At 67.6% G+C, this 23922-nt stretch carries 20 protein-coding genes; 16 read left to right on the top strand and 4 right to left on the bottom strand.

Annotated features, from left to right (window positions below; genetic code table 11):
• Positions 1-269: 269 nt before the first annotated feature.
• The 11 genes from OXU32_04905 to OXU32_04855 all read left to right on the top strand — a co-directional run bounded on the left by OXU32_04905 (position 270) and on the right by OXU32_04855 (position 8495).
• Positions 270-542 (top strand): AtpZ/AtpI family protein, encoded by a 273-nt coding sequence (locus tag OXU32_04905; protein MDE0073309.1) that lies wholly within the window; start codon positions 270-272, stop codon positions 540-542.
• On the top strand, positions 539-910 hold the full coding sequence (locus tag OXU32_04900; protein ID MDE0073308.1) for a hypothetical protein: 372 nt from the start codon (positions 539-541) through the stop codon (positions 908-910). Before OXU32_04905 ends, OXU32_04900 begins: the two co-directional genes overlap by 4 nt.
• A gap of 13 nt (positions 911-923) precedes the next feature.
• Positions 924-1829, top strand: a complete 906-nt coding sequence (atpB, locus tag OXU32_04895; protein ID MDE0073307.1) for a F0F1 ATP synthase subunit A — start codon at positions 924-926, stop codon at positions 1827-1829.
• Positions 1830-1934: 105 nt separating this feature from the next.
• Entirely contained in the window at positions 1935-2174 is a 240-nt protein-coding gene (locus OXU32_04890) for an ATP synthase F0 subunit C (protein ID MDE0073306.1), read from the top strand.
• 95 nt (positions 2175-2269) lie between these two features.
• Entirely contained in the window at positions 2270-2854 is a 585-nt protein-coding gene (atpF, locus tag OXU32_04885; GenBank protein MDE0073305.1) for a F0F1 ATP synthase subunit B, read from the top strand.
• A complete protein-coding gene (atpH, locus tag OXU32_04880) occupies positions 2851-3426 on the top strand; it encodes an ATP synthase F1 subunit delta (protein MDE0073304.1) in 576 nt (191 codons plus the stop codon). The genes atpF and atpH overlap by 4 nt, the downstream gene beginning before the upstream one ends.
• 27 nt (positions 3427-3453) lie before the next feature.
• Positions 3454-5028, top strand: a complete 1575-nt coding sequence (gene atpA / locus OXU32_04875; GenBank protein ID MDE0073303.1) for a F0F1 ATP synthase subunit alpha — start codon at positions 3454-3456, stop codon at positions 5026-5028.
• Between the two features lies 1 nt (position 5029).
• A complete protein-coding gene (atpG, locus tag OXU32_04870; protein MDE0073302.1) occupies positions 5030-5890 on the top strand; it encodes an ATP synthase F1 subunit gamma in 861 nt (286 codons plus the stop codon).
• A gap of 82 nt (positions 5891-5972) precedes the next feature.
• On the top strand, positions 5973-7409 hold the full coding sequence (atpD, locus tag OXU32_04865; protein ID MDE0073301.1) for a F0F1 ATP synthase subunit beta: 1437 nt from the start codon (positions 5973-5975) through the stop codon (positions 7407-7409).
• Positions 7406-7675, top strand: coding sequence for a F0F1 ATP synthase subunit epsilon (locus OXU32_04860; GenBank protein MDE0073300.1), 270 nt, complete (start codon positions 7406-7408; stop codon positions 7673-7675). Before atpD ends, OXU32_04860 begins: the two co-directional genes overlap by 4 nt.
• A gap of 4 nt (positions 7676-7679) precedes the next feature.
• The gene (locus OXU32_04855) at positions 7680-8495 is read left to right on the top strand and encodes a PHP domain-containing protein (protein MDE0073299.1); all 816 of its coding nucleotides are present in this window, start codon (positions 7680-7682) and stop codon (positions 8493-8495) included.
• Positions 8496-8514: 19 nt separating this feature from the next.
• On the opposite strand, the gene thiE is transcribed toward OXU32_04855, so the two are convergent.
• The 3 genes from thiE to ruvX are packed head-to-tail and all read right to left on the bottom strand — an operon-like array spanning position 8515 to position 10795.
• Positions 8515-9165, bottom strand: a complete 651-nt coding sequence (thiE, locus tag OXU32_04850) for a thiamine phosphate synthase (protein ID MDE0073298.1) — start codon at positions 9163-9165, stop codon at positions 8515-8517.
• On the bottom strand, positions 9162-10367 hold the full coding sequence (gene mltG, locus OXU32_04845) for an endolytic transglycosylase MltG (protein MDE0073297.1): 1206 nt from the start codon (positions 10365-10367) through the stop codon (positions 9162-9164). Before mltG ends, thiE begins: the two co-directional genes overlap by 4 nt.
• Positions 10364-10795: a Holliday junction resolvase RuvX gene (gene ruvX, locus OXU32_04840; protein ID MDE0073296.1), complete on the bottom strand. Its 432-nt coding sequence runs from the start codon at positions 10793-10795 to the stop codon at positions 10364-10366. The genes mltG and ruvX overlap by 4 nt, the downstream gene beginning before the upstream one ends.
• Before the next feature lie 120 nt (positions 10796-10915).
• Between ruvX and OXU32_04835 the strand changes: the two genes are divergently transcribed.
• Entirely contained in the window at positions 10916-12244 is a 1329-nt protein-coding gene (locus tag OXU32_04835) for a thymidine phosphorylase (GenBank protein MDE0073295.1), read from the top strand.
• Here OXU32_04835 and OXU32_04830 read toward each other — a convergent pair.
• Complete coding sequence (locus OXU32_04830; GenBank protein ID MDE0073294.1) at positions 12241-14364, bottom strand: PBP1A family penicillin-binding protein; 2124 nt, start codon at positions 14362-14364, stop codon at positions 12241-12243. The two genes, OXU32_04835 and OXU32_04830, sit on opposite strands and share 4 nt — an antisense overlap.
• 473 nt (positions 14365-14837) lie before the next feature.
• Between OXU32_04830 and OXU32_04825 the strand changes: the two genes are divergently transcribed.
• From OXU32_04825 to OXU32_04810, 4 genes are all read left to right on the top strand, one after another.
• On the top strand, positions 14838-17903 hold the full coding sequence (locus tag OXU32_04825; GenBank protein MDE0073293.1) for a TonB-dependent receptor: 3066 nt from the start codon (positions 14838-14840) through the stop codon (positions 17901-17903).
• 57 nt (positions 17904-17960) lie between these two features.
• On the top strand, positions 17961-22001 hold the full coding sequence (locus tag OXU32_04820) for a T9SS type A sorting domain-containing protein (protein ID MDE0073292.1): 4041 nt from the start codon (positions 17961-17963) through the stop codon (positions 21999-22001).
• Positions 22002-22025: 24 nt separating this feature from the next.
• Positions 22026-23141 carry a PorV/PorQ family protein gene (locus tag OXU32_04815; protein ID MDE0073291.1) on the top strand — a complete coding sequence of 372 codons (1116 nt, stop codon included), beginning with the start codon at positions 22026-22028 and terminating at the stop codon, positions 23139-23141.
• 68 nt (positions 23142-23209) lie between these two features.
• Positions 23210-23917, top strand: a complete 708-nt coding sequence (locus OXU32_04810; protein ID MDE0073290.1) for an outer membrane beta-barrel protein — start codon at positions 23210-23212, stop codon at positions 23915-23917.
• The last annotated feature ends 5 nt before the right edge of the window (positions 23918-23922 follow it).

The following is a 23922-nucleotide window of genomic DNA, read 5'->3' as shown; positions in this document are numbered from 1 at the left end:
CCCCTCGCATCCGCGGGGATCGCAGATTCCGCAAGCCTAGCGAGAATAAACCGATTATCGGGACAGGATCCCGGCTCGCGCCGAGCGATGCCGAAGGTACGGGCACCGGCCCCCCTTGCGCCAGCCGCCGCTGTGGAAAAAGGGGTGCCCGCGCGTGCTTCCCGGACCAGCGAAAACGGGGCGTTCCGGAGGTTGCGCCGGATGCGCCAACCTTCTAGCTTCTGTCGGCTGTTTCCGGGGCAGGATCGCACCGGTGGGAGGTTGATCAGGTGGGCGACGAAAAGCCCCCGCGAGCTCCGGCAGGAGATCCGTGGAATCCTCGGGCAGATGCAGCCCGCGTTGCGGGCCAGGGGCTGACCCTGGCGCTCGCGACCGGGCTGTTCCTGTGGGTGGGCTGGTGGCTGGACAACCGGCTGGGGACGGTGCCGGTGTTCACCGTCCTGGGCGCCTTCGTCGGAGCGGCCGCGGGCTTGTACAGCCTCTACTACCACGTCGTCCTGGAACCACGCCGGCAGAGAGAACGGGAAGAACACGAGCGATGACGCTCAAGTACGCGGGGGCGGCCCTCGCCATCCTGGCCGCCGCAAACGGCGTGATGTTCCCCTGGCTCGACGGCCCCGGCAGGGCCGGCCTCCTGGCCGCGGCCGCCATCACGTTTCCGGTTCAGGTGGCGGCCTTCGCCCTGCTCTGCAAGCACGCGGTACGGCCCGCCGAGGGGCTGGTCGTCTGGATCGGCGCCGCGGTCGTTCGCATGGCGACCGTAGTCGCCGTGGGGCTGGCGGTGACGCTGCTGCCGGCTCTTTCCCCCGTCACCACCCTGCTGGGGTGCGCGGCATTCTTCTTCGTGCTTCTGATGCTCGAACCCGTCTTCCTCGCCGCCCGCATGCGGTCCGCGGCGGAAGCGGCCTGATGGGGGAGACCGCATGATCGCGGCCGCGCTGCTGCAGGAGGGGCACGGTGCGCCCGCCCACGGGGCGGAGGGCGAAGGGCTGGATCTCGGCGGCACCCTGATGCACCACATCGTGGATGCCCACGAAATCGAAGGTCCGCTCGGTGCGGTGTGGCATCTGCCGGAGTGGGAGCCCCTCCACCTCGGGCCCCTCGCGGTCAACCTGTCGCCCACCAAACACGTCGTGTTCCTCTTGCTGGCGGCGGTGATCTGCGGGTTGCTGTTCACGTTGGTCGGCCGCACCGCGCGGCGGCGCAAGGTACACGAGGCACCCTCGGGGTTCGCGAACGCGATCGAAGCGCTGGTGCTCTACTTCCGGGACGAGGTGGTGCGCAAGAACATCGGCGAGGGCGCCGACAAGTACACGTCCTTCATTCTGACGCTCTTTTTCTTCATCCTCACCATGAACCTCCTTGGGCTGGTCCCCTGGGGGGCTTCGGCGACGGGAAACATCTCCGTTACCGCGGTGCTCGCGATCGTCACCTTCCTGGTTGTCGAAGTGTCCGGGTTCCGCGCCCTCGGTCCAGCGGGCTACGCGCGCACCATCTTCTTCGTCCCCGCCGGCATTCCCGGGTGGATGAAGCCGGTCATGCTGCTGGTCATGATCCCGGTCGAGGTGGTGAGCAAGCTGACCAAGCCCTTCGCCCTCGCCGTCCGTCTCTTCGCCAACATGACGGCGGGACACACGCTCATTTTCTCTCTCCTGGGCCTCATCTTCATCTTCGCGCAGCTCACCTTCGCAAGATGGGCGGTCGCCGGCGCTTCCGTGACGGCCACCACGCTGATGATGGTCCTCGAGTTGTTCGTGGCCTTCCTGCAGGCCTACATCTTCGCCATGCTCTCGGCCGTCTTCATCGGCCTGATCCGCCACGCCCACTGACGGGCGGGCGCTTTCCGCTACACCACGACCGATTCCAAACCCACACCACGGACGAGAAGACCAACCATGCTGCACGCGACGTTGACTGCGGTCCAGGAGGCCGCCATGGACCTCGAGACGGCCAAGAACTACCTGAGCCTGCTTGGCGCGGGCATCGGATTCGGCTTTTCCGTGCTCGGAGCGGGCATCGGCATCGGGCTCATCGGCAAGGGCGCGGCCGAAGGGATCGCGCGCCAGCCGGAGGCTGCGGGCCGGATCTTCAACACCGGCATCATCCTGGCGGCGATGATCGAAGGGGCGGCCCTCTTCGGCCTCGTGCTCGCCTTCCTGTACAAGCAACTCTAGCCAGAAACCGTCCCCCCGGGCGTGTCCTTCACCCACGCCGGATCCCACATCCCGCCGGGTTCGGGGGTCCGTCCGGGAACCCTGGTGTCACGATTATGAGAGCACTATCGGCGGCTGCCGCGGCGGCAGCACTCAACGCCCTTCCCGCATCCCTCCTGGCTCAGGAAGAGATGGGGCTTTTCGACATCAACACCGGCCTGAGCCTGTGGGCGCTGATCGTCTTCCTGATCCTGCTTCTGCTCCTCGCCAAATTCGCCTGGGGTCCGATCCTGAATGCGCTCGAGACCCGGGAACGGAACATCCAGAGCTCCATCGACGACGCCACGCGGCTGCGCAAGGAAGCGTCCGACGCGCTCGACGAGCACAGGCTGCAATTGCGCGAGGCGCGCCACGAGGCGCAGCACATCATCGCCGAGGCGAAGGAGGCTGCGGCGGGCCTCGGGAGAGAACTGGAAGCGAAGGCGCGGCAGGAGAGCGCGGCCATCGTTCAGCGCGCCCGGCGCGAGATCGAGGTGGAGCGGGACGCGGTGCTGGAGGCGATCCGCAAGGAGACCGTGGGCCTCGCCCTCGCGGCTGCGTCCAGGCTGGTCCGGCAGCGTCTGGATGCGCCGGAGGACCGCGAACTGGTGAACAACTACCTGTCGTCGCTCTCCGCCATCGGCAAGAGGCGCGACGCGTGAGAGAGGAAACCGTCGCCAGGAACTACGCGGAGACCCTCTTCGCGCTGGCGGAGCGTCACGAGGGGGTCGAGGCGTACCAGGACGCGCTGGCTGCCCTGGTCGGAACCCTCAACGAGAGCCCCGGGTTGCGAAACTTCCTGGCCACGCCGCGCATCGCTGCCGCGGACAAGAAGGCGGTCTTGCGCTCCGCGCTCGAGGGTCGCGTCCCGGGACGCTTTCTCAGCTTCGTGCTGGTCACGGTCGACAAGCGCAGGCAGGCGCTGCTCGAGCAGATCGCGCTCAGCTACAACGAGCTGCTGGACGAACACCACAAGCGGGTTCACGTCGAGGTGACGGTGGCGCGCGCGCTCGACGGCGCGGCGCAGAGGAGCGTCGCCGTCCGGCTCTCGCAACTGCTCGGCCGGACCGCGATTCCCCACTTCCGTGTCCACCCGGAAATCCTCGGCGGAGTGGTGGTGAGGGCGGGCGACACCGTATACGACGGTTCCCTGAGACGCCGCCTGGAGGGGATGCGGCACTCGCTGCTGGCGGCATCCCTGGGCGGCACTGCGACAACCAACGGCGGAGGCTGACGCCTTCGAGGCACCACAGGACAGGGTATGGCTCACACTGATTCCCAACTTCGGGCCAGCGAGATCAAGGACGTTCTGCTTTCCGAGATCGAGCGCTACGAGGACCAGCTGCATGCCGAGGAGGTCGGCGAGGTTCTGGAGGTCAAGGACGGCATCGCGCGCATCTACGGGCTCACCAACGCCATGGCCAGCGAGATGCTCGACGTCACCTCCAGCGAAACCGGGGAGACCGTCACCGGGCTGGCGCTCAACCTCGAGGAAGACAACATCGGCGCCGTGATCATGGGCGACTGGACACAGCTCCACGAGGGTGACGAGGTTCGCCGCACCGGACGCGTGCTGGACGTCCAGGTAGGGTCGGGATACATCGGCCGGATCGTCGACGCGCTCGGGAACCCGCTGGACGGCAAGGGCCCCGTCGCCCCCATCGAGGGCAGCCGCCAGATCGACGTGGTGGCGCCGGGCATCGTGCTGCGGCAGCCGGTCAAGGAGCCGCTCCAGACCGGTCTCAAGGCCATCGACTCGATGATCCCGATCGGGCGCGGCCAGCGCGAACTGATCATCGGCGACCGCGGGACGGGCAAGACGGCCATCGCCGTGGACACGATCATCAACCAGGCCGACACCAACGTCATCTGCATCTACTGCGCGGTGGGGCAGCGGGCCGGGAAGGTTGCCGCGGTGGTCGAGACCTTCCGCGAGCACGGGGCGATGGACTACACCATCGTGGTCGCGGCCAACGCTTCCGATCCCGCGCCCATGCAGTACATCGCCCCCTACGCCGCCTGCGCGCTGGCGGAGCACTTCATGTGGCAGGGGATGGCCACCCTGGTCATCTACGACGACCTGTCCAAACAGGCTCAGGCCTACCGCCAGCTCTCGCTGGTGCTGCGGCGCCCGCCCGGCCGCGAGGCGTATCCCGGGGACGTGTTCTACCTCCACTCGCGGCTGCTCGAGCGGGCGGCCAAGCTCGCCGACGAGCAGGGCGGGGGATCGCTCACCGCGCTGCCCATCATCGAGACCCAGGGCGGGGACGTCTCGGCGTACATTCCCACCAACGTGATTTCGATCACCGACGGCCAGATCTTCCTCGAGCCCGACCTGTTCTACTCGGGGGTGCGTCCCGCCGTGAACGTGGGCATTTCGGTATCGCGCGTGGGCGGAAACGCGCAGATCAAGGCCATGAAGAAGGTGGCGGGGCGCCTGCGGCTGGACCTGGCGCAGTACCGGGAGCTGGAGGCCTTCGCCCAGTTCGGCTCTGATCTGGACGCGGCCACGCAGAAGCAGCTGGCCCTCGGAGAGCGCACGGTGGAAGTGCTCAAGCAGCCGCAGTACCAGCCGATGCCGGTCGAGAACCAGATCGCCACCATCTACGCCGTCACCAACGGCTATCTCGATGCGATCCCGGTGGCGCAGGTGCGCAAGTGGGAACGCGGCTTCCACGAATTCCTCGCGACCTCCGGGAAGGACGTGCTGAGCGGGCTGCGCTCCGAGGGGATGCTCACCGAGGAGATCGAGACCCGCCTGGTGGACGCGATCCAGGCCTGGTCCGGGATGTACCTGGCCGACTCCGACGCCGCCGGCAACGGAGCGGCGAGCTGACATGGCCGGAGCCCGCGACGTCAAGCGCAGGATTCGCTCGGTCGAGAATACGCGCCAGATCACCCGGACCATGGAACTGGTCGCCACCTCCAAGCTCAAGCGGGCCACCGACCGGGTCAGGGCAGCGCGGCCCTACAGCGAGGCGCTGAGCGCCATCGTCTCCAGCCTGCACGCACCGGAATACGCGGAGGCGCTGCCGGTGCTGCGCAAGCCGGAGCAGGTGCGGCGCGCCGCCATCCTGTTGATGACCGCCAACCGGGGGCTGGCGGGAGCCTTCAACGCCAACCTGATTCGCGAGGGGCGTCAGTTGCTCGACAGGCTGCGGAGCGACGGGGTGGAGGTCGATCTGCATCTGGCCGGGCGCAAGGGGCTCGCCTACTTCCGGTTCCGCGGCGAGGCCATCGCTTCGAGCCGGACCGACATCAGCGACGACCCGACCGTCGGCGACGCCGAGGGGCTGTCCGGGTCGCTGCGGGAGGCCTTCGAGGCGGGTGAGATCGACGCCGTGTACCTGATCTCGTCGGAGTTCCGCTCCGCCATGTCGACGCCTCCACGGACGCTCCGGCTGCTGCCTCTGCAGCCGTCTGAAGGAGCCCTTTCGGCCGAGGCGTTCATCCTGTCGCCCTCGGCGGTCGGCGTGTTGCGCGATCTCATTCCCCTGTACCTGCGCAACATGGTCTACCGGGCGCTGGTGGAGAATGCGGCCGCGGAGCAGGGCGCGCGCCGCACGGCCATGAAGAACGCAACCGACAACGCGGGAGAGATGATCGAACACCTCACCCGCACCTACAACCGGGCCCGCCAGGCGCAGATCACGCAGGAGATCGCGGAGATCGTGGGCGGCGCGGAAGGCGTCGGCTAACCCTCACGATACGCCAGGCTTTTCCGCCCTGTTCGGGCGGGCCGGAGTCCATATCCAGAAAACCGATAAGACGACCCAGATCATGTCCCAGACAGACATCGGCCGAGTGGTGCAGGTGATCGGTCCCGTGCTCGACGTCGAGTTCGAGTCCGGCCATCTTCCCGAGATCTACAGCGCCCTGCGCCTGCAGGCGACTTCCGGCGAAGACCGCGAGATCTCGCTGGTCGCGGAAGTTCAACAGCACATCGGCCGGGGACAGGTGCGGGCGGTGTCCATGTCCTCGACCGATGGCGTGACCCGCGGGATGGAGGTCGTCGACACCGGACAGCCCATCACCGTGCCCGTGGGCGAGGCGGCGCTGGGACGCATCCTCAACGTCATCGGCGAACCCGTGGACGAAATGGGTCCGGTGCAGGGGGAAGACGGGGCCACGCCCGAGCGCTGGCCGATCCACCGGGAGGCGCCGCGGTTCTACGCCCTCGAGCCCAAGACGGAGATCTTCGAGACCGGGATCAAGGTGGTCGACCTGCTCGCTCCCTACGTCAAGGGAGGCAAGACCGGCCTGTTCGGGGGAGCCGGGGTGGGGAAGACCGTCATCATCATGGAGCTCATCAACAACATCGCCATGGAGCACGGTGGCCGCTCCGTGTTCTCCGGCGTGGGCGAGCGCACCCGCGAAGGGAACGACCTCTGGCTGGAAATGAAGGAATCCGGCGTCCTGGATTCGACCGCGCTCTGCTACGGGCAGATGAACGAGCCCCCCGGCGCGCGCCTGAGGGTGGGCCTCTCCGGGTTGACCATCGCGGAGTACTTCCGCGACGTCGAGAAGCAGGACGTACTGCTCTTCATCGACAACATCTTCCGCTTCACGCAGGCGGGTTCGGAGGTGTCCGCGCTGCTGGGACGCATGCCCTCGGCGGTGGGGTACCAGCCCACCCTGGGGACCGAAATGGGAGAGCTGCAGGAGCGCATCACCTCGACCCGGGACGGTTCCATCACCTCCGTGCAGGCCATCTACGTCCCCGCGGACGACCTGACCGACCCCGCGCCCGCGGCCGCCTTCGCCCACCTCGACGCCACCACGGTGCTTTCCCGTTCGATCGCGGAGCTGGGCATCTATCCCGCGGTGGATCCCCTCGACTCCACCTCGCGCATCCTGGATCCCCAGTTCCTGGGCAGGAGGCACTACGAGGTGGCCACCGGCGTCCAGCAGATCCTCCAGCGCTACAAGGACCTGCAGGACATCATCGCGATCCTGGGCATGGACGAGCTGAGCGAGGAGGACAAGATCATCGTCAACCGGGCGCGCAGGCTGCAGCGCTTCCTCTCCCAGCCGTTCTTCGTCGCCGAGCAGTTCACGGGGATCCCCGGGCGATACGTCAAGCTCGGCGACACCATCGAGTCGTTCGAGCGGGTGGTGGCCGGCGAATTCGACCATCTGCCGGAGCAGGCCTTCTACATGAAGGGCGGGATCGACGAGGTTGTGGCCGCCGGCGAGGAGCTGGGGGGTTCGGCATGAGTCGCCTCAACGTCAAGGTGGTAAACCCGGAGCGTGTGCTCTTCCAGGGCGAGGCGGCTTCGCTGGTCGCGCCCGCATGGGACGGCAAGGTGGGCATCCTGCCCAGCCACGCCCCCTTCCTCACCCTGCTCGGGCAGGGTGAGGTGGATGTGGATCTCGTGGGCGGAGGCAGTGCCCGACATCCGGTTTCGGGCGGCGTGCTCAAGGTACTCGCCGATGAAGTGATCGTCCTTACGGAGTCGGGGCGCACCACCTCTTCCGACTGAACCGGTGCGTCTGGACCTGCACCTGCACTCCCAGGCCTCGGACGGCTCCGAGCCTCCGTCGGGTGTCGTGGAGGCCGCCGCCGCCGGGCGGCTGGACGTGATCGCGCTCACCGACCACGACACCACCCAGGGTCTCGACGGCGCCCGCGCGGCCGCCGCGCGAGTCCCGATCGAGATCGTATCCGGAATCGAGATCAGCACGGCGCACGCGGGCAGGGGGCTCCACATCCTGGGCTACTTCGTGGATCCCTCGACGCCCCGGCTGCGCGCGTACGAGACCCGGGCCCGCCACCGGCGCGAAGAGCGGATGCGGGAGATGATCCAGCGGCTTGCCGTCCGCGGCGTTCACGTGCGCTACGAGTCGGTGGTCGAAATCGCCGGGCCCTCGCGCCGCAGCCTGGGTCGGCCCCATCTCGCGCGGGCTCTGGTGGCGGAGGGGTACGCGGACAGCGTTCCGGACGCGTTCGACCGGCTCATCGGGAACCGGCATCCCGCATACGTTCCAACGGCCTTCGTTTCGGCTGAAGAAGCCATTCGGATCATCCTGGAGTCGGGCGGCATTCCGGTTTGGGCCCATCCTCCCTACGAACTTCTGGAAGGGCTTCTTCCCGGGCTCAAGCTGGCCGGCCTGAGGGGGATCGAGGTCTACAGGCCCCGAACTTCACCCGAGCGCATTCTCTCGCTGGAACGGATCGCTCGGTCGTGGAACCTGCTGATGACCGGTGGCTCCGACTGGCACGGTCCCGACTCGGGAACATTGGGGAAGTTCTGCGTCTTCGGGGATGAAGTGGCGGGGTTCCTGGAAGCGGGAGGGATGTAGGGGCGATAGCCGGGCTTCGTCAGCGCCACCCCTCCACCGCCTCGCGCAGCCGGCGTGTGGCGTTCGCGGGGCGACGGGCCGCCATCACCGCCGAGATCACCGCCACGCCGCCCGCCCCGCTCCCGCCCAGGAGCGGGACGCGCTCGGCGGTCACGCCGCCGATGGCGAGCACGGGGATGCCGACCGAGCGCGCCACGGCGGCGAGCCCGCCGACCCCGATGACCGCGCCCGCGTCCGGCTTGCTGGTGGTGGGGAAGACGGTCCCGCAGCCGAGATAGTCGGCGCCGTCGGCCTCCGCCCGGCGAGCCACGCCGGGATCGTCGGTCGAGTGACCCAGCAGGAAGCCGTCGGGCACCACCCTGCGCGCCGCCGCGACGGGTACGTCGTCGGGGCCCAGGTGGACGCCGTCCGCGCCTGCCGCCAGGGCGATGTCGAGCCGGTCGTTCACGATCAGCAGGGCCCCGTGGCGGGCGGTGACGGCGCGCAGGCGGCGGGCCAGGGCGAGGAGTTCGCGCGGCGGCGCCTCCTTGTCGCGCAGCTGAACGGCGGTGGCGCCGGCCGCCACGACCTCCCCCACTACCTCTTCCGGCGACCGCCCGCAGCGGGGGCGAGGGTGGGTGACTACCAACAGGCGGAGCGCGCGCCGGAGCGGGTCCGCGGCGCCGGTCATCGGCCGCCCGGACCCGCTCCGGCGGCCCCCCGCCGCGACCGCGCGACCGCGCGGTTGTGCTCGCTCAGGGTGCGCGAGAAGGTGTGCGAGCCGTCGGCGTTGGCGACGAAGTACAGGTAGTCCACCTCGGCCGGATGCAGCGCGGCGTCCAGCGCGGCGGCTCCGGGCGCCCCGATGGGGCCGGGGGGAAGCCCCCCCCGGGTGTAGGTGTTGTAGGGGTGATCGGCTACCGAGTCCATCGCGGCGAAGAGCAGGCGGGGGCGATGGCCGCCCAGGGCGTACAGCACGGTGGGGTCGGCCTGCAGGAGCATGCCGATGCGCAGGCGGTTGTGGTAGACCGCCGAGATCGCGGGCATTTCGCCGGATGCGCGAGCCTCCGCCTGGATGATCGACGCCAGCGTCACCACCTCCCGCTCCGACAGTCCCAGCTCCGCGGCCCGCGCCTCCCGCTCGGAGGTCCAGTAGCTCCGGTAGCGCTCGCTCATCGCGTCGACCACGGCGTCGAGCGGGACACCGCCGGCGAAGAGGTAGGTGTCCGGAAACAGGTACCCCTCCAGACCCGGCCCCGGCAGATTCCAGCGGGTGTGGGCGTCTTCCCCGCCCAGCCTGACGCGCACGGTGTCGGCGGGCAGTTCGGTGATGCCGGCGACGCGGGTGGCGATCCGGGGAAGCGTGAAGCCTTCGGGAATGGTGACCGCCACCATCCTGACCCGGCCTTCGACGAGGGCGTCGAGCAGGCGCGGCCATCCGGTTCCGGCGTCCAGCGCATACGTGCCGGCGCGAACGTTGCGCTCGTCGCGCCGCAGCCGCGCGTAGACGCGGAAGAGGAGCGGTCGGCGTATCAGTCCGCGCGCCACCAGCGTGTCGGTGATCTGCCCGAAGGTGGCTCCCGGCGCGACCGTGAACACCACGGTCTCGCCGTCCGGTGGCATGCCGCCGGGCGTCTCGACCGGCGCCGCCAGCCAGAGCAGCACCGACCCGCCGCCGAGCAGGATCACGCCGGCAGCCGTCGCGAGCGCGATCCTCGGCCAGCCCAGGGCCGCGCCCCGCCTGCCGATGGCCCGCGTTGCCGAGGTGCTTCCGGCGACGACCCTCCGGAGCATCGAAGCCGCGCCGGCGGCCGCGGCCCTCGTCCACCCGCGGGGGACCTTCCGCACCAGCCCGGCAATGACCGTCGCCGCGGCCTGCACCCACCTGGTCACCTGAGGCGCCTCTCTCCCGCGTCCAGCCATCTCTGCAGAATCAGTGCGGCCGCCGCCGCATCCACGCGTTCCTTTTGCTCCCGCTTGCGCCGGGGCAGTGCGAGCGAGCGTACGACCCTCTCCGCGCTGGCGGATGTCATGCGCTCGTCGACATAGTACACGTCGAGTTCCAGGCTGCCACCGAGTCGATCTCCGAAACGGCGCACTTCGGCGCACCAATCCGTCTCGGTCCCGTCTGCGGCGAGTGGGAGCCCGACGACCAGCGCGATCGCGCCGTGGTCACGCGCGAGCGCCTGGAGGGCGCCCATGGGCGGCCGCTTGCCGCGCCGCCGCGTCAGGGTAGGCAGGGGCGTGGCGAAGGTACCCGTCGGATCGCTGATTGCGACACCGATTCGCCGTTCGCCATAATCGATGCCGAGCACGCGCATGCGAGGCTGTCTCTCACTGTTCTGGAGGCTGTTTTCCGGATTGGATCCTACCCGCACTCACAAATGACCCCAACAACATCACACTCGGCTCCGGTCGCCGTCGACCGCCCGCGTACCTCCATGAGCGCGATTCGCATCATCGAGCGCAAGAGCGCCGGCCAGACCCTGGAAGCCGGAGAGCTGCAGGCCTTCCTTGGCGCGTATCTGGAGGGTGACGTCCCCGACTATCAGATGGCCGCCTTTCTGATGGCCGTCTGGTTCCGTGGCCTCTCGGGCGCCGAGCTGGATGCCGTCCTCGACACGATGATCGCCTCGGGAGCCTCGCTGGATCTCTCCCATCTCGATGGCCCGCGGGTCGACAAGCACTCTACGGGTGGCGTCGGAGACAAGGTGTCGCTGGTTCTGGCTCCCCTCGCGGCGGAGTTGGGGCTCTACGTGCCCATGATGTCGGGCCGCGGTCTCGGCCACACGGGCGGCACCCTCGACAAGCTGGAATCGATTCCGGGCTTCCGCACCGACATCGCGCTCGACGATTTCGTGTCGATACTGGAGGGGGAGCGGTTCGCGATGATCGGGCAGACCCCGGAGATCGCGCCCCTCGACCGCCGGCTCTACGATCTTCGCTCGGTGACCGGCACGGTGTCGTCGATTCCCCTGATCGCGACCAGCATCATGAGCAAGAAGCTCGCGGAGGGGCTGACCGGGCTGGTGCTCGACGTCAAGGCAGGCTCCGGCGCCTTTCTGCCCGGGATCGAGCGCGCGCTGGAACTGGCGCGGACGATGGTGACCCTGGGCGAGCGTGCCGGAGTCGAGACGGTCGCCCTGGTGACGGCGATGGATCGTCCCCTTGGGCGCGCCATCGGCAACGCGCTGGAGGTGGCGGAGGCGCTGGACTGCCTGGCCGGCGGCGGTCCCGCCGATCTTCGGGAAGTGACGCTCGGCCTGGTTGCCCAGATGATGGTCGTCGGAGGTCTCGCGCGCGATGCGGGAAGCGCCCGGGCGCGGGCGGCCGCCGCGCTCGACTCGGGCCGCCCGCTGGAACGCTTCGCGCGCGTGGTGGCGCTTCAGGGCGGCGACACCCGGGCGGTTCACCGTCCCGAGAGGCTGCCGGCCGCAAGGGTTCGCCGCTATGTGCGCGCGCAATCGTCCGGCTTTGCGGCGGCCATCGATCCGCGGACGCTGGGCCACGGGGTGGTCGAGCTGGGTGGCGGCCGGACGCGGCTCGGGGCAACCATCAACCGCGGTGTAGGCTTCAGGCTGGAAGTCCAGGTCGGGGAAAAGGTAGCGGCCGGCAGCACCCTGGGGGTCGTGTACGCGGCCACGTCGGAGGACGCCGACAGGGCGTCGGAGATGCTCCGTCGAGCGATTCGGGTCGCTCAGGACGTTCCGCCGCCGCAGACGCCCCTGCTGTCCCACCGGGTAACCGCGAACGGAGTCGAGCAGCTCTAGCGCGGCACGCCGCCGAAGATCCGCGAGGCGTCGCAGGGCTCGGTCGGCTCCGTGCCCGGAATGAAGATCTCCTGGTAGCGCTGAACCTCCGGACACCACTCGGAGGCCAGAAGCCCGGTCTTGTTGTCCACCTGGAGCCGGAGGAGGGCTTCCGGCAGCGGCCAGCGCGACGGAATCTCCCGCAGCGGGGGCATGTCGGGGCGGGTCTCGTCGCCCTCCCACCCGTAGTACACGCTGCGCATGAAGGTGCCCCAGACGGGGGCCGCGTCGCCGCCGCCGGTAGAGTTGGGGCGGATTTCCTGGGGCTGGTCCATCCCGTACCAGACGATCGCGTGCAGGTCGGGCGTGAAGCCGTTGAACCAGGCGTCCGTCGAATTGTTGGTCGTCCCGGTCTTGCCGGCCGCGGGGACTTCGTGCGGAAGCCCGGCGATGATGCGGATCGCCGTGTAGCCGGTTCCGGCCGCGACCACGTCCTCCAGCATGTGCACGATCACGCGGGCCTCGAGGCTGTCCATCACCGGCGTCTTCTCCGGCTGGGGCTCCCAGAGCACCTGGCCCTCGGCGTTCTCCACCCGCAGGATGCCGTGCGGCTCGACGCGCGTGCCCAGGGTCGCGAACGAGGCGTACGCCTTGGCCATGTCGATGGGAAGAACCTCCGCCGATCCGATCGTGGCCGACGGGAAGCGCGGGATGTCGGTGCTCAGGCCGAGCCGGGTCGCCATCTGGGCGACAGTCTCGATGCCGACATCGTCCCACCCGAGCCTGATGGCGATCATGTTGCGCGATTCCCGCAGGCCCTGGCGGATGGTCATGCGCCCCTTGAAGATCTCGTCGAAGTTCTGCGGCAGCCACGGTTCGCCGCTCACCTGCATGTAGGCGAAGGGCGCGTCGACCACGACGTGCGAGGGCGGGATTCCGCTCTCCACCGCCGCCGCGTAGACGAAGGGCTTGAACGAAGAGCCCGGCTGGCGCATGGCCTGGGTGGCGCGGTTGAACTTGGAGTGGACGAAATCCCTGCCCCCGACCATCGCGAGCACCTCGCCGGTCGACGGCTCCAGAACGATCATCGCCCCCTGGACATACGGCGTCTCGAAGGCTTCCGTAGCCTCCGCGAACTCCGCATAAAGGGGGTGGTCGAACCCGGGCCGCGCCTCGACGCGCCCGAATCCCCACTCCATGGCCCGCTCGGCCAGGAACTGCATGTCCAGGTCGAGCGTGGTCTGGATCTCGAGGCCCGCCGTGTACAGCTGGCTGCCGTAGCGGTCGTCGAGAATCTGGCGGATCCATTCCTCGAAGTAGGGCGCCACCGGTCCCCCGCTGCGGGTGCCCGGCGTCGGGAGTGGAACCGCCGACCACCGTTCAAGCTCTGCCGGGCTGATGATCCCCTGCTCGGCCATGCGGCGCAGAACCAGGTCGCGCCGCGATTGGGACTCTTCCGGGTTGAGGAAGGGGTTGTAGCGGCGCGGACGGTTGGGGATCGCCGCAAGGAGCGCGGCCTCTGCCGGGTTGATCTGCGTCGCCGGCTTGCCGAAGTACTTGCGGGCGGCCGCCTCGATGCCGTACACCCCGTCGTAGTTCACCTGGTTCATGTAGGCTTCGAGAATCTGGTCCTTCGTGTAGGCCCGCTCCAGCTCCAGCGCGACCTGCGCCTCCTTGAGCTTGCGTACCAGCCGCTTCTCGAAGCCGATGTCCTCCTCCCAGATGTTGCGCGCCAGCTGCTGCGTAAGCGTGCTTCCCCCGCCGTGCTCCATGGATCGGGTGAGAACCAGGTCGCGGGCCGCGCGCGCAATGCCGATCGGGTCCAGGCCACCGTGGTTGTAGAAGCGCTTGTCCTCGACCGCGACGAAGGCGCCCGGGACATAGGCGGGCAGCGAGCCTATGGCCACCGGGGTACGGCGCTGGATGCCGAACTCCGAGATGATGCGGCCATCGCGGGCGAGCAGCTTCGAGGTCTGGCGGGGCTCCCAGTTGTGAATCTGGGCGATGGAGGGGCAGTCGCCGCACAGGTTGCGCCAGGAACCCCACACGAAGCCGCCGGCCAGCGCGGCCGTCGCCAGCAGGCTCCACGATACCGCCGGCACCGCGAGCAGTGCTCGAATCGCCGAAACAGGGGTCTTCATGTCTATCCGGGGTTGGGCCTTTGCGGGAAACATGATGTCACGGTCTGGTCAGGCTCATGTAACGAAAAGGTAACCGCGATTTCGTCGCACTCCGCCGATCTCCGCTGCAAATACCCCGCCTCGTGCGTCCCGGATCCCGCACCGGAAGGTCCCCTTTGCAGGGGATGGCGGCTGTGTTAGTATGCTCCCAATCCGGGCTGACGTACCGAGGTCAGCGACTCGGGTGGGGCAGGTACGTGAGGGGGATTGGGGAAGGTCGCCGTCCGGCAGGGCGTGTTCGGAAGCGGTTTCCGGGTACACACTCGGCAGGGAGGTTGCCTGTGACGCAATCCATTGTTCGATCGACACCGACAAAAAACCCGACAGGAAACCAAAAACGTTCTAATCCGACACCGATATTGTCGTATCGGCGCTTCGAGAGCGGGCGCACCTCTGCGGTGACGCCCGTTTTTCGTTGGTTCAAGGAGGCGATCATGACACGTATTCTCTCCGCGACCCCGGGACTGCTCGGGATCGCCGCGGCGGCGATTCTGCTCACCGCCGCGCCGGCAGCCGCCCAAACCGGAAAAGTGACCGGCGTGGTCACGGATCAAGCCACCGGCGAGCCCCTCGCAAACGCTTCGGTCTTCATCGACGGGACCGGGCGCGGGTCGCTGACCCAGGACAACGGCCGCTTTTTCATCATCAACGTTCCGCCCGGCACCTATACGCTGGTGGCCGAACTGATCGGTTACGCCAGCGAGCGGCGCGAGAACGTCGCCGTCTCCATCGACGTCACCGTGCAGCAGAACTTCCAGCTGGCCACCGAGGCCATCGCACTGGGTGAAGTCGTGGTGTCGACCAGCCGCACCCCGCTGGTGGTGGAGGGCCAGACCGGGTCGCTCGAGATGATCTCCAGGGACGAGATCGACGCGCTCCCGGTGACCGACATCATGGGCGTGCTCGAGCTGGAGCAGGGCTTCCTGCAGGTTCCTGAAGACAACACCACGGTGGTCTCCTTCGCGCAGCAGAGGCAGGGAGTTACAGCCCTCCGGATCCGCGGCGGACGGGGCGCCGAGACGACGGTCATGATCGACGGCATTCCGATCAACAACTTCGCGCTCGGCGGCCCGGCCTTCGACATCACCAACAAGGCCATCGAGCAGGTGGCGATCTTCACGGGGCAGCTGGACGTTCAGTATGGCAACGCACTATCGGGCGTCGTCAACTACGCTACCCCCGAGGGCTCCGACGAGCTGCAGGGCGAGCTTGAGTTCCGGTCCTCCGAGGTGGGCGGATGGCTGGGCAACCAGTACGACCAGACCCGCGGGTTCGACATGTTCGAAGGGGTCATATCGGGTCCCATCCCCATGACCGGCGACAACCTGCGCTTCCTCATCGCCGGCCGACAGAGGTACGGAGCGGCCCGCGCCTACGAGTTCGACTACGATGTCTTCGACCCGTCGAACCCGTCCACCGAGTTCAACACCCCCGACGCCAACGACGTCATCCCCGGCTGGCGGGCGACCGGGTTCGACGAAGTACGGGACGGCTACGCCAAGCTAACCTATTACGCGACCCCGGCGGCCAAGCTGAACCTTTCCTGGGCGGGGTACGAGCGGGAGTACAAGCCTTACGACTTCGACTGGACCCTCGCCGTCAACCCGCTGGAGTACATGACCACGGCCACCGACAGCGCCTACTACCTGGCGCGGACCAGAACTCTGGACTACCAGAACCTGGTGCAGAACTCGCTCCGGCTGGACCGCAACCTGTTCATCGCACGCTGGGACCACACCTTCGGACGTTCCGCCTACAAGATCACGGTGGGACGCTTCGACCAGAGCCGCGAGACCTGCAACGTCATGAGCGGTGTCTGCCTGGAGAACCACTACGAGGACCCCAACTTCAATGGCGGCTTCGTGGCTCCGGGCCCCGCGGTGTACAACAACACGCCCACCGCCGGGACCGACCGCTTCTGGGGCGGGGAGAGCGTGCTGACGACAACGGGCCGCTTCGACTTCCAGTCGCAGGTCTCGGACAACCACAACATCTCGGGCGGCGTGTTCTACCAGGGTCACGACCTTACCTATGACGAATGGGACGACGTGGGTGTCAACGACGTGGTCAAGCTGCACCAGCTATTCGAGGCCCAGCCCTGGGACGGCGCCGTCTACATCCAGGACCAGATCGAATACGACTTCCTGACGCTCAAGCTGGGCGCGCGCTTCGACTACGGGAGGGCGAGCGGGCTATTCTTCGCCAATCCCGTCGATCCGACCAACGGCACCACCGCGCTCGACGTATGCAGCAATCCCTCGCAGTGGCAGAACGTCACCGTGCGCGAGTACGATGCGGCGACCGAAACCGTCAGCACGTCCACGGTTTCGGCCGATCCGAGCTGGACGCTCGCCGGCTGCACCTTCGACGTCCGCGACGAAGCCACGCGCATCGCGTCTTCCGACGACTTCTCGGAGGCGGATACCCGCTCACAGTTCTCTCCCCGGATCGGTGTGAGCTTCCCGGTCACGGAGAGCTCGAGCCTGTTCCTGAACTTCCAGCGTCTCTCGCAGAACCCGATTCTCATCAACAACTACCGGAACTCGGGGATCGGCACCGCGCGCGAGGGAACCATCGCGGGACCCGCAATCTTCGTGAACGCTTCGGCGGGGCAAACTCCCTTCCTGGGCAACCCGCACCTCGTCACCGAGCAGGCGACCACCTACGAGATCGGGTATTCGCAGGAGATCGACGGCCAGTACGCCCTTTCCGCCGTCATCTTCTCGAAGGACCAGAGCGGCCTCACGGGGGTGGCCCGCGTCGGCAGCCCGCCCTATACGGTCATCGATCCGGGCGCGACCTACGGCTTTTCCGCGCCGGACTACGCCGTCCTGACCAACCAGGATTTCGCGACCACGCGGGGTATCGAGATCGCGTTGCGCCGGCGTGTGGAGAACTACTGGGGCTTCGACGTGAACTACGGCCTCTCGGCGTGCCGCACCAACGCCGCGGACCCGGAGCGGGAATTCGAGGCCCAGACGGACGAGGGCGACCCCTTCATCAGGGACGAGATCCCCTGCGAGATCGACCAGCCCCACAAGTTCACCGGCGTCTTCCGGCTCGCGGTGCGTGACGACGTGCCCGAAATCCCGTTCGGCGACGTGCTCGCCAACACCAACCTTTCGGTGATCTTCTCCGGGTCGAGCGGGTTGCCCTACACGCCGACGCTGACGTTCGAGGGCTTCGGGGAACTCGAACAGTTCGACCGTTACAGCGGGCGCGCGCCCATGCTCATGACCCTCAACATGCAGGCGCGCAAGGACTGGACCATCAACAACGTCCGTTACGGGTTCTTCGTGAACGTCAACAACCTGACCGACCGCCTGAACTGCATTCAGGTATACGAGTCGACCGGGAAGTGCACCGACGGCTCCGAGGACCAGAGCCGGCGCCGCGCGGGGAACACGGTGGGGACCAGCACGGATTCCACCTTCTTCGACCGCCCGCACTTCATCGGGCAGCGCAGGACGATCACGGCCGGCATGAGGGTCACCTTCTAACAGCCCATGGGCCGCCGGCATGCAAAGAGACGCCAAACTTGTCCAATCGGAGTTCTCATGAAGAAACTTCTTACGCGCAGAGGAGGCCTCCTCATCGCGGGCCTGTTGGTGCTGCCGCTGGGTACGCCCGGCGAAGCGCGAGCCCAGGAAGACGTGACGGTCATCGACGCGGGGGGTGTGGGTAACGATCTTGTGGTGCCAACGCGCCCGAACCTCTTCCAGTTGCGGGCGTTCGGCGACGAGGGCGCGGCCGGGGTTCGCACCAACGGATCCAACGTATGGTGCCTGCAGAACATCCAGGGCTTCTCAAGCCGCTTCAACTTCGGTTGCCGCACCGGTTGGTATGTCCGCCAGATCAACGGATTCTACACTTCCGCCATCTTCGACATGGGGATGAAGTGGGGCGCGCCCGCGAGCGACCTGCCGGACGTGATCGACCCGGCCACCAGCGGGCTCGGCGGCGGCGGCTATACGGTGAACATGACGACCCTCATCATCGGGGGGGCGGTACAGGGTGGGGGCGACAAGCTGTGGGCTTCAGACCGGAGCCCGGTCGATCTGCTGAACCTGGCGGCCAAGACCACCGAGGACGCCACCTGCACGAATCACTCGGCCCCGCGTGACGGCTGGATGTTTTCCGGATTCCAGCTCACTCCTACCTCCGACTGCGAGACGACGCTCCCCGCATCCGGATGGCAGGGCAGCCACCCGATCCCGGCCGAATCGTATCTGGAACTCCAGGCCTCCGCGCCGGAATTCGGGGCCATGTACGATTCCATGGATCCGTACGGCTATGATCCGTTCGCGTTCTGGCGCGTGCCCGAGGAGATGCAGAGCACCGAGAAGTTCCTCGGCGACTGGCAGACCTACGGCGAGCTGAGCGACTGGTACCGAAACGCTCTCGAACGCTACGGGACGGTGATTCCCGGAGGCGCCGGATCGCCCAACTACGCGGGCTGGCCGCTGGGACTCACCCAGTTCTACGACGGGTTCTACTTCGGACTTCCGACGGTCGGAAACGTGATGTACTTCCAGTCCATCATCGTCAACGAGTCCGAGAAAGTGTACGGCGTCGGGATGACCTACGACTCCGTCTACATCGGCATCAACGTCGATCCGCTGCTGCAGGGGCAGGGCGACGCCCACTACTTCGATCCCGTGCGCAGCGCGATGCTCTGGAAAGAGACCGGAAGCCGCTGCGCGGACGCGATCGATCCCCCGGGTTCCGGCTGCAACCGGACCGGCAGCGACGACTGGGACAACGGCGCCGCGGGCGCGGGCATCGTGTTCCTCAAGACGCCCATCGGCGACGCGCGCTACAAGCTCTTCAGCGACCCGTCGAGCGACTTCTATAATCCCGCGCACCCGCGCGCCGGCGACACCATCATGTTCCAGCACCAGCGCCAGTGCGGGTTCGGGGGCTGCATTCCGCGCACCTGGAGCCGCAGCCAGCGCGCCCACTTCGGGCACTTCGCCTCGATCGGCGAATACACGCTGGACGGGGAGACGCCGGGCGACCTTTCCGACGGCGCCTACCACCGGATCTTCCGGCCGGAAGCGTGGCCGGAGCGCACGGGGGTCTACAACAAGTACGTCCCTGGCGAGGGTGAAGCGGGTGCGCCCACCTGGGACTGGAACCACGATGGCCAGCCGGACACCATCTACGCAGACGCCTGCGGCAGCCGCGGGTGCGTGGCCCTGTGGGCGGACACGCTTCCGTCGGGCTATACCAACAGCTACGGCAATATCGCCGATATCGCCGTGGGTCCGGTGCACATGGCCCCCGGCGACACCGTCCCCTTCGTGGTGGCGCTGGTGGGCGCCGCGGACTCCACCTCGATGGAGTCCGCCCTGGACAACGCCATCGGCTTCTACCAGCAGATGTACCTCGGGCCCGAGACGGCGCCGCCGCCGGTGATATCCGCGGTGGATGTGGTTGGAGGCCAGGCCGCATCTACGGGTGAGATCGACGGAAACGAGATCTCGCTCTTCTTCGACGATACCCCGGAGGAATGGGTCGATCCCTACCTGGCCAACCTCGATGTGAGCGCCGACGTCGCGCGCAACTACTGGCTGGCGGATTCGATCGCGGCACGCTCCAACAACAACGTGGCCGCCATCCACGTCTTCAAATCCTGCGACGGGGGTTCCACCTGGACGCAGGACGGGGACTGCGACGGCGACCCGGTCTTCGACGAGACCTCCAAGTGGTCGAACTTCGGGTGGCAGCCCTACACCACCTTCGAGGCCGAGGACGATGGCACGCTGCCCAACGTATTCGAGGACGAATCGTTGATCCCCGGCGTCACCTACACCTACTCCATCGTCACGGAGACGCGCGGAGCCACATTCAACGTGGTGCGCGGCACGCACGTCGACTCGCTGCTGGCCGAGGAGGTGGTGTTCGCGCCCGAGCTGATCGGAGCCGTGTCCGCGTCGGGCACCAACCCTAACGTGGCGGTGGTGTACGCGCCCCTCAACCTCGCGGCAGGTGCCAGCCGGGCCGAACTGAACGAGGTCTCCCGCAGCGGGAACTCCACCGTGCCGGTCGAATTGTCCGTGGTCGGAACCTCGCCCGTCTCCGGGCAGTACCGCGTCGTCTTCGGCGACAAGCTGGTGGTCAACCAGGTGGACAACCTGGACGATACCGGTTCGCCGACCTCCTCCCAGACCACCGTGGCCGCGCAGACGGTGCGCACCATAACCGGCATGGAGGGGGAGCCGAAGGAGGTCGTGATTGCCAGCGTGGACTTCAACCGGTCCGGCACCGTGACCATGTCCGGGCTGGAGGAACTGCCGGTGGACAGCGCGATGCAGAGCTCGATGCAGCGCACCACCGTGTTCGAGGGGGGCTTCGGCATGGTGGTTGCCGCCGGGTCCACCCCCTTGCTCGCGTCGACCACCCTCGAGGGCGACGAGGCCACCCCCGGCGCCTTCTTCAGCCGCGAGGACTTTCCCTTCTTCACGGTGTCGGTGGACGCTGCGGAGGGGGGTACGCTGGACCCGCCGTCCAGGGTTTTCACCACTGAATCGGCCGACACCGTCGCGCCGCGCGTGCAGCCCACCGTGTGGTGGCTGACGAGTCCGTCAGGGTATGCGGGCGGTGACGAGTACGGAGAGTACGCGATCGTCTGGAACGCGGACTCCTGGGGCGCTGGCGCGCCCTTCCAGCTTCCCGATCCCGCGATCGAGGCCACCGTAGCCGCATCCCTGTCGGGGCGGCCGGCGGCCTCGACCTCGAGCACGGGCGAGGATGTCCTGGCAGCCGTTCAGGAGGTCAATCCGGACGTCGAAGCCCTGGAGTCGTACTCGCTTCCGTTCTCGGTGCGCAATAACACCTACGGCCGCGATGTGCAGATTGCGGTGGTCGACCACCAGGAATCGGTGCTCGTCGGACAGGGGGTCGACACGGCCCGGGTGGAGGTTCCGGCGGGCGTGTGGGTGCCGGGCGACCAGATCTACTTCGTCGAGACCGTGACCCGGGAGGTGACCGACGACCAGGGCAACACGGTCCTCGACGCGGGCGGGCAGCCCGCGACGGAAACGGCCACGGTCGCGACCTTCGACGTGACCCTCGGCTGCGACGCCCCGCGTCCCTCCTGCGATCCGACCACCGGAGGGTCGACCGAATCCGGCTACATCCCGGTGACCGAGCAGGTCACGCTGACGGTCCCGTGGCTGGTCCCGCTTCAGTCGGGCGACGAGGTGGTGGTGGACGTTCAAAGGGCGATCACGGCGGCGGAGGCCGCGGCGACGGGTGCGGTTTCCCTCGACGACGTGCACGTGGTGCCCAACCCGTACTTGTACGCAAGCGCGTTCGAGCGCGCGACCGACGCACGGGTTCTGAAGTTCACGAACCTTCCCCAGGAAGGGACCATCCGCATCTTCGACGTGGCGGGGCGATTCATCCAGGAGATCATTTATGGTCCCGAGGATCTCCAGGGGATCGATGCCTACTGCGGCGCCGGAGACTGCGGGGGTGACCTCAACTGGGACATGCAGACCCGCGAGCGCACCAACCTGGGAGCGGGACTGTACATTTTCGTTCTCGAATCCGGCGGCCAGAAGAAGATGGGCAAGTTCGTCGTCATTCGCTGAGCCTGAGGCCAAGGAGATAGATCAATGAACCGTGCACTGCTGCTAGCGCTCACGCTCGTGGCGACGGCGGAGATGCTTGAGGCTCAGGAAACGCTGACCTCGACGCCGGAACAAATCGTGACCCGGGTCGGAACCCGGGGCGCCGCCTTCCTCGCGCTGGGCGTCGGCGCGCGGGGCCAGGCGCTGGGAGGCGCCTTCGGAGCGGCGTCGGACGATGTCACGTCGCTCTACTGGAACACCGCGGCCATGTCGCGCATCGACGGCTTTTCCGCCGGAATGACGACGGCGCGGCTCTTCGAGGAACTCGACATCCAGCACACCTTTGTGGGCGTGGTGATGCCCTTCGGGTTCACCCGCATCGGCGTGAGCGTGAACACCCTCGACTCCGGGGAAATGCCCTGGCAGAGCGAGTACTGGCCCAACGCCGGCTACGGGGGCGAACAGGATCCGACCGCCGCGGCCTTCAGTTGGACGGGAACCGCGATCGGGCTGCACTTCGCGCAGCCCATCACCGACCGCCTCACGGTGGGCGTGGCGGGCAAGGTGGTCGAGGAAGGGATCACCAACGCGACGGCGAGCTACGTCGGCGTCGACATGAGCACGGTGTTCCGCACCGGGCTCTACGGCGTCACCCTCGGGGCGTCGCTCACCAACCTCGGGACTTCGGGCCGATTCCAGGGAAACCTGCTTGACCGCCGGGTCAACACTTCGTTCTCCGAGTCCCAACTCGCCGATTTCATCCGGGTGGTGGAACTGTCCGCGGCGACCGACCATCTCGAGCTCCCCACGTCGTTCCGCTTCAGCGTGATGCTGGACCTGATCGGGGGCGCCGATGCGATCGTATCTCCGGACGCGGACCAGTCGCTCCGGCTGATGGCCGACATCAACGATCCCGTCGACGCGCCCCAGGAAACCGCGCTTGGACTTGAGTACGGCTTCATGGGACTGGCGTTCGTGCGGGCCGGCAAGCGTTTCGCGAACGAAGACCAGATCGACCACGGGCTCATGCACGCGGCCGCGGCGGGTGGAGGCCTGCGGCTCCCGGTCGGGGAGCTGGGCACGCTGAGCGTGGACTACGCCTACACGTCGATGGAGCAGCTGGAGAACATCCAGGTCTTCAGCTTCCAGCTGCAGTTCTGATGCGGCTCGCTTGCAGAGAGGGAGGCCTGGCCGTGCTACCCCGTGGCAAAACGGGAGGAAATAGACTGATGAGAGTACTGAACCGGTTGGCGCTGGCCGGGCTGGTGATGGCGCTGCCCTCGGCCGTGCACGCCCAGTCCGAACAGGGCGCCTGGAGCGTAGAGGTATCCGCGGGAACCCAGATGTACGCCCCGTCGAGTTCGCTCATGAACAGCCCCATGCTCGCGCTGGAGGCGTTGTATCAGCTCACCCCGCGCATCGCGGTGGGGCCTGCGATTCAGTTCCACCGCGCCGACACAGACGGCAGCTTCTACGTGGCCGCCATCGACTTCGGTGCCGACAGCACCCGCATCTACGAGGTAGGCCAGACGCTGAGCGCGCTCCACTACGGCCTGAACGCGCACATCAGCGTCATGCCGGGAAGCTCGCTGGATCCATATGTCGTCGTCGGCGGGGGCGGAGCCACGCTTTACCTGGATACGCAGGCCAACGACGACTTCCGGCGCGTGACCCATCAGATGGTGCTGGGGGGGGCGGGGGTGCGCTACGCGGTGACGGAGGCCGCCGGGATCCAGGTGGACGTGCGCGACGTCATCTACCGGGACTTCGACCGCGATGTCCTGAACCCGGTCCAGGAGCGACTCCGCAACTGCAAGAGCGACGGGACCTGCCGGTTCCCGGATGCGGAACGCACCGACCTCCCGGACAAACAGGACATGATCCACAACATCCGCCTGTCGATCGGGTTGACGTACGTCCCCGGACTCAACCGCTAGCGGGC

The organism is Gammaproteobacteria bacterium (genome assembly GCA_028819075.1).
Lineage (GTDB): Bacteria > Gemmatimonadota > Gemmatimonadetes > Longimicrobiales > Gaopeijiaceae > BD2-11.
This window is presented reverse-complemented; position numbering and strand designations above follow the sequence as displayed.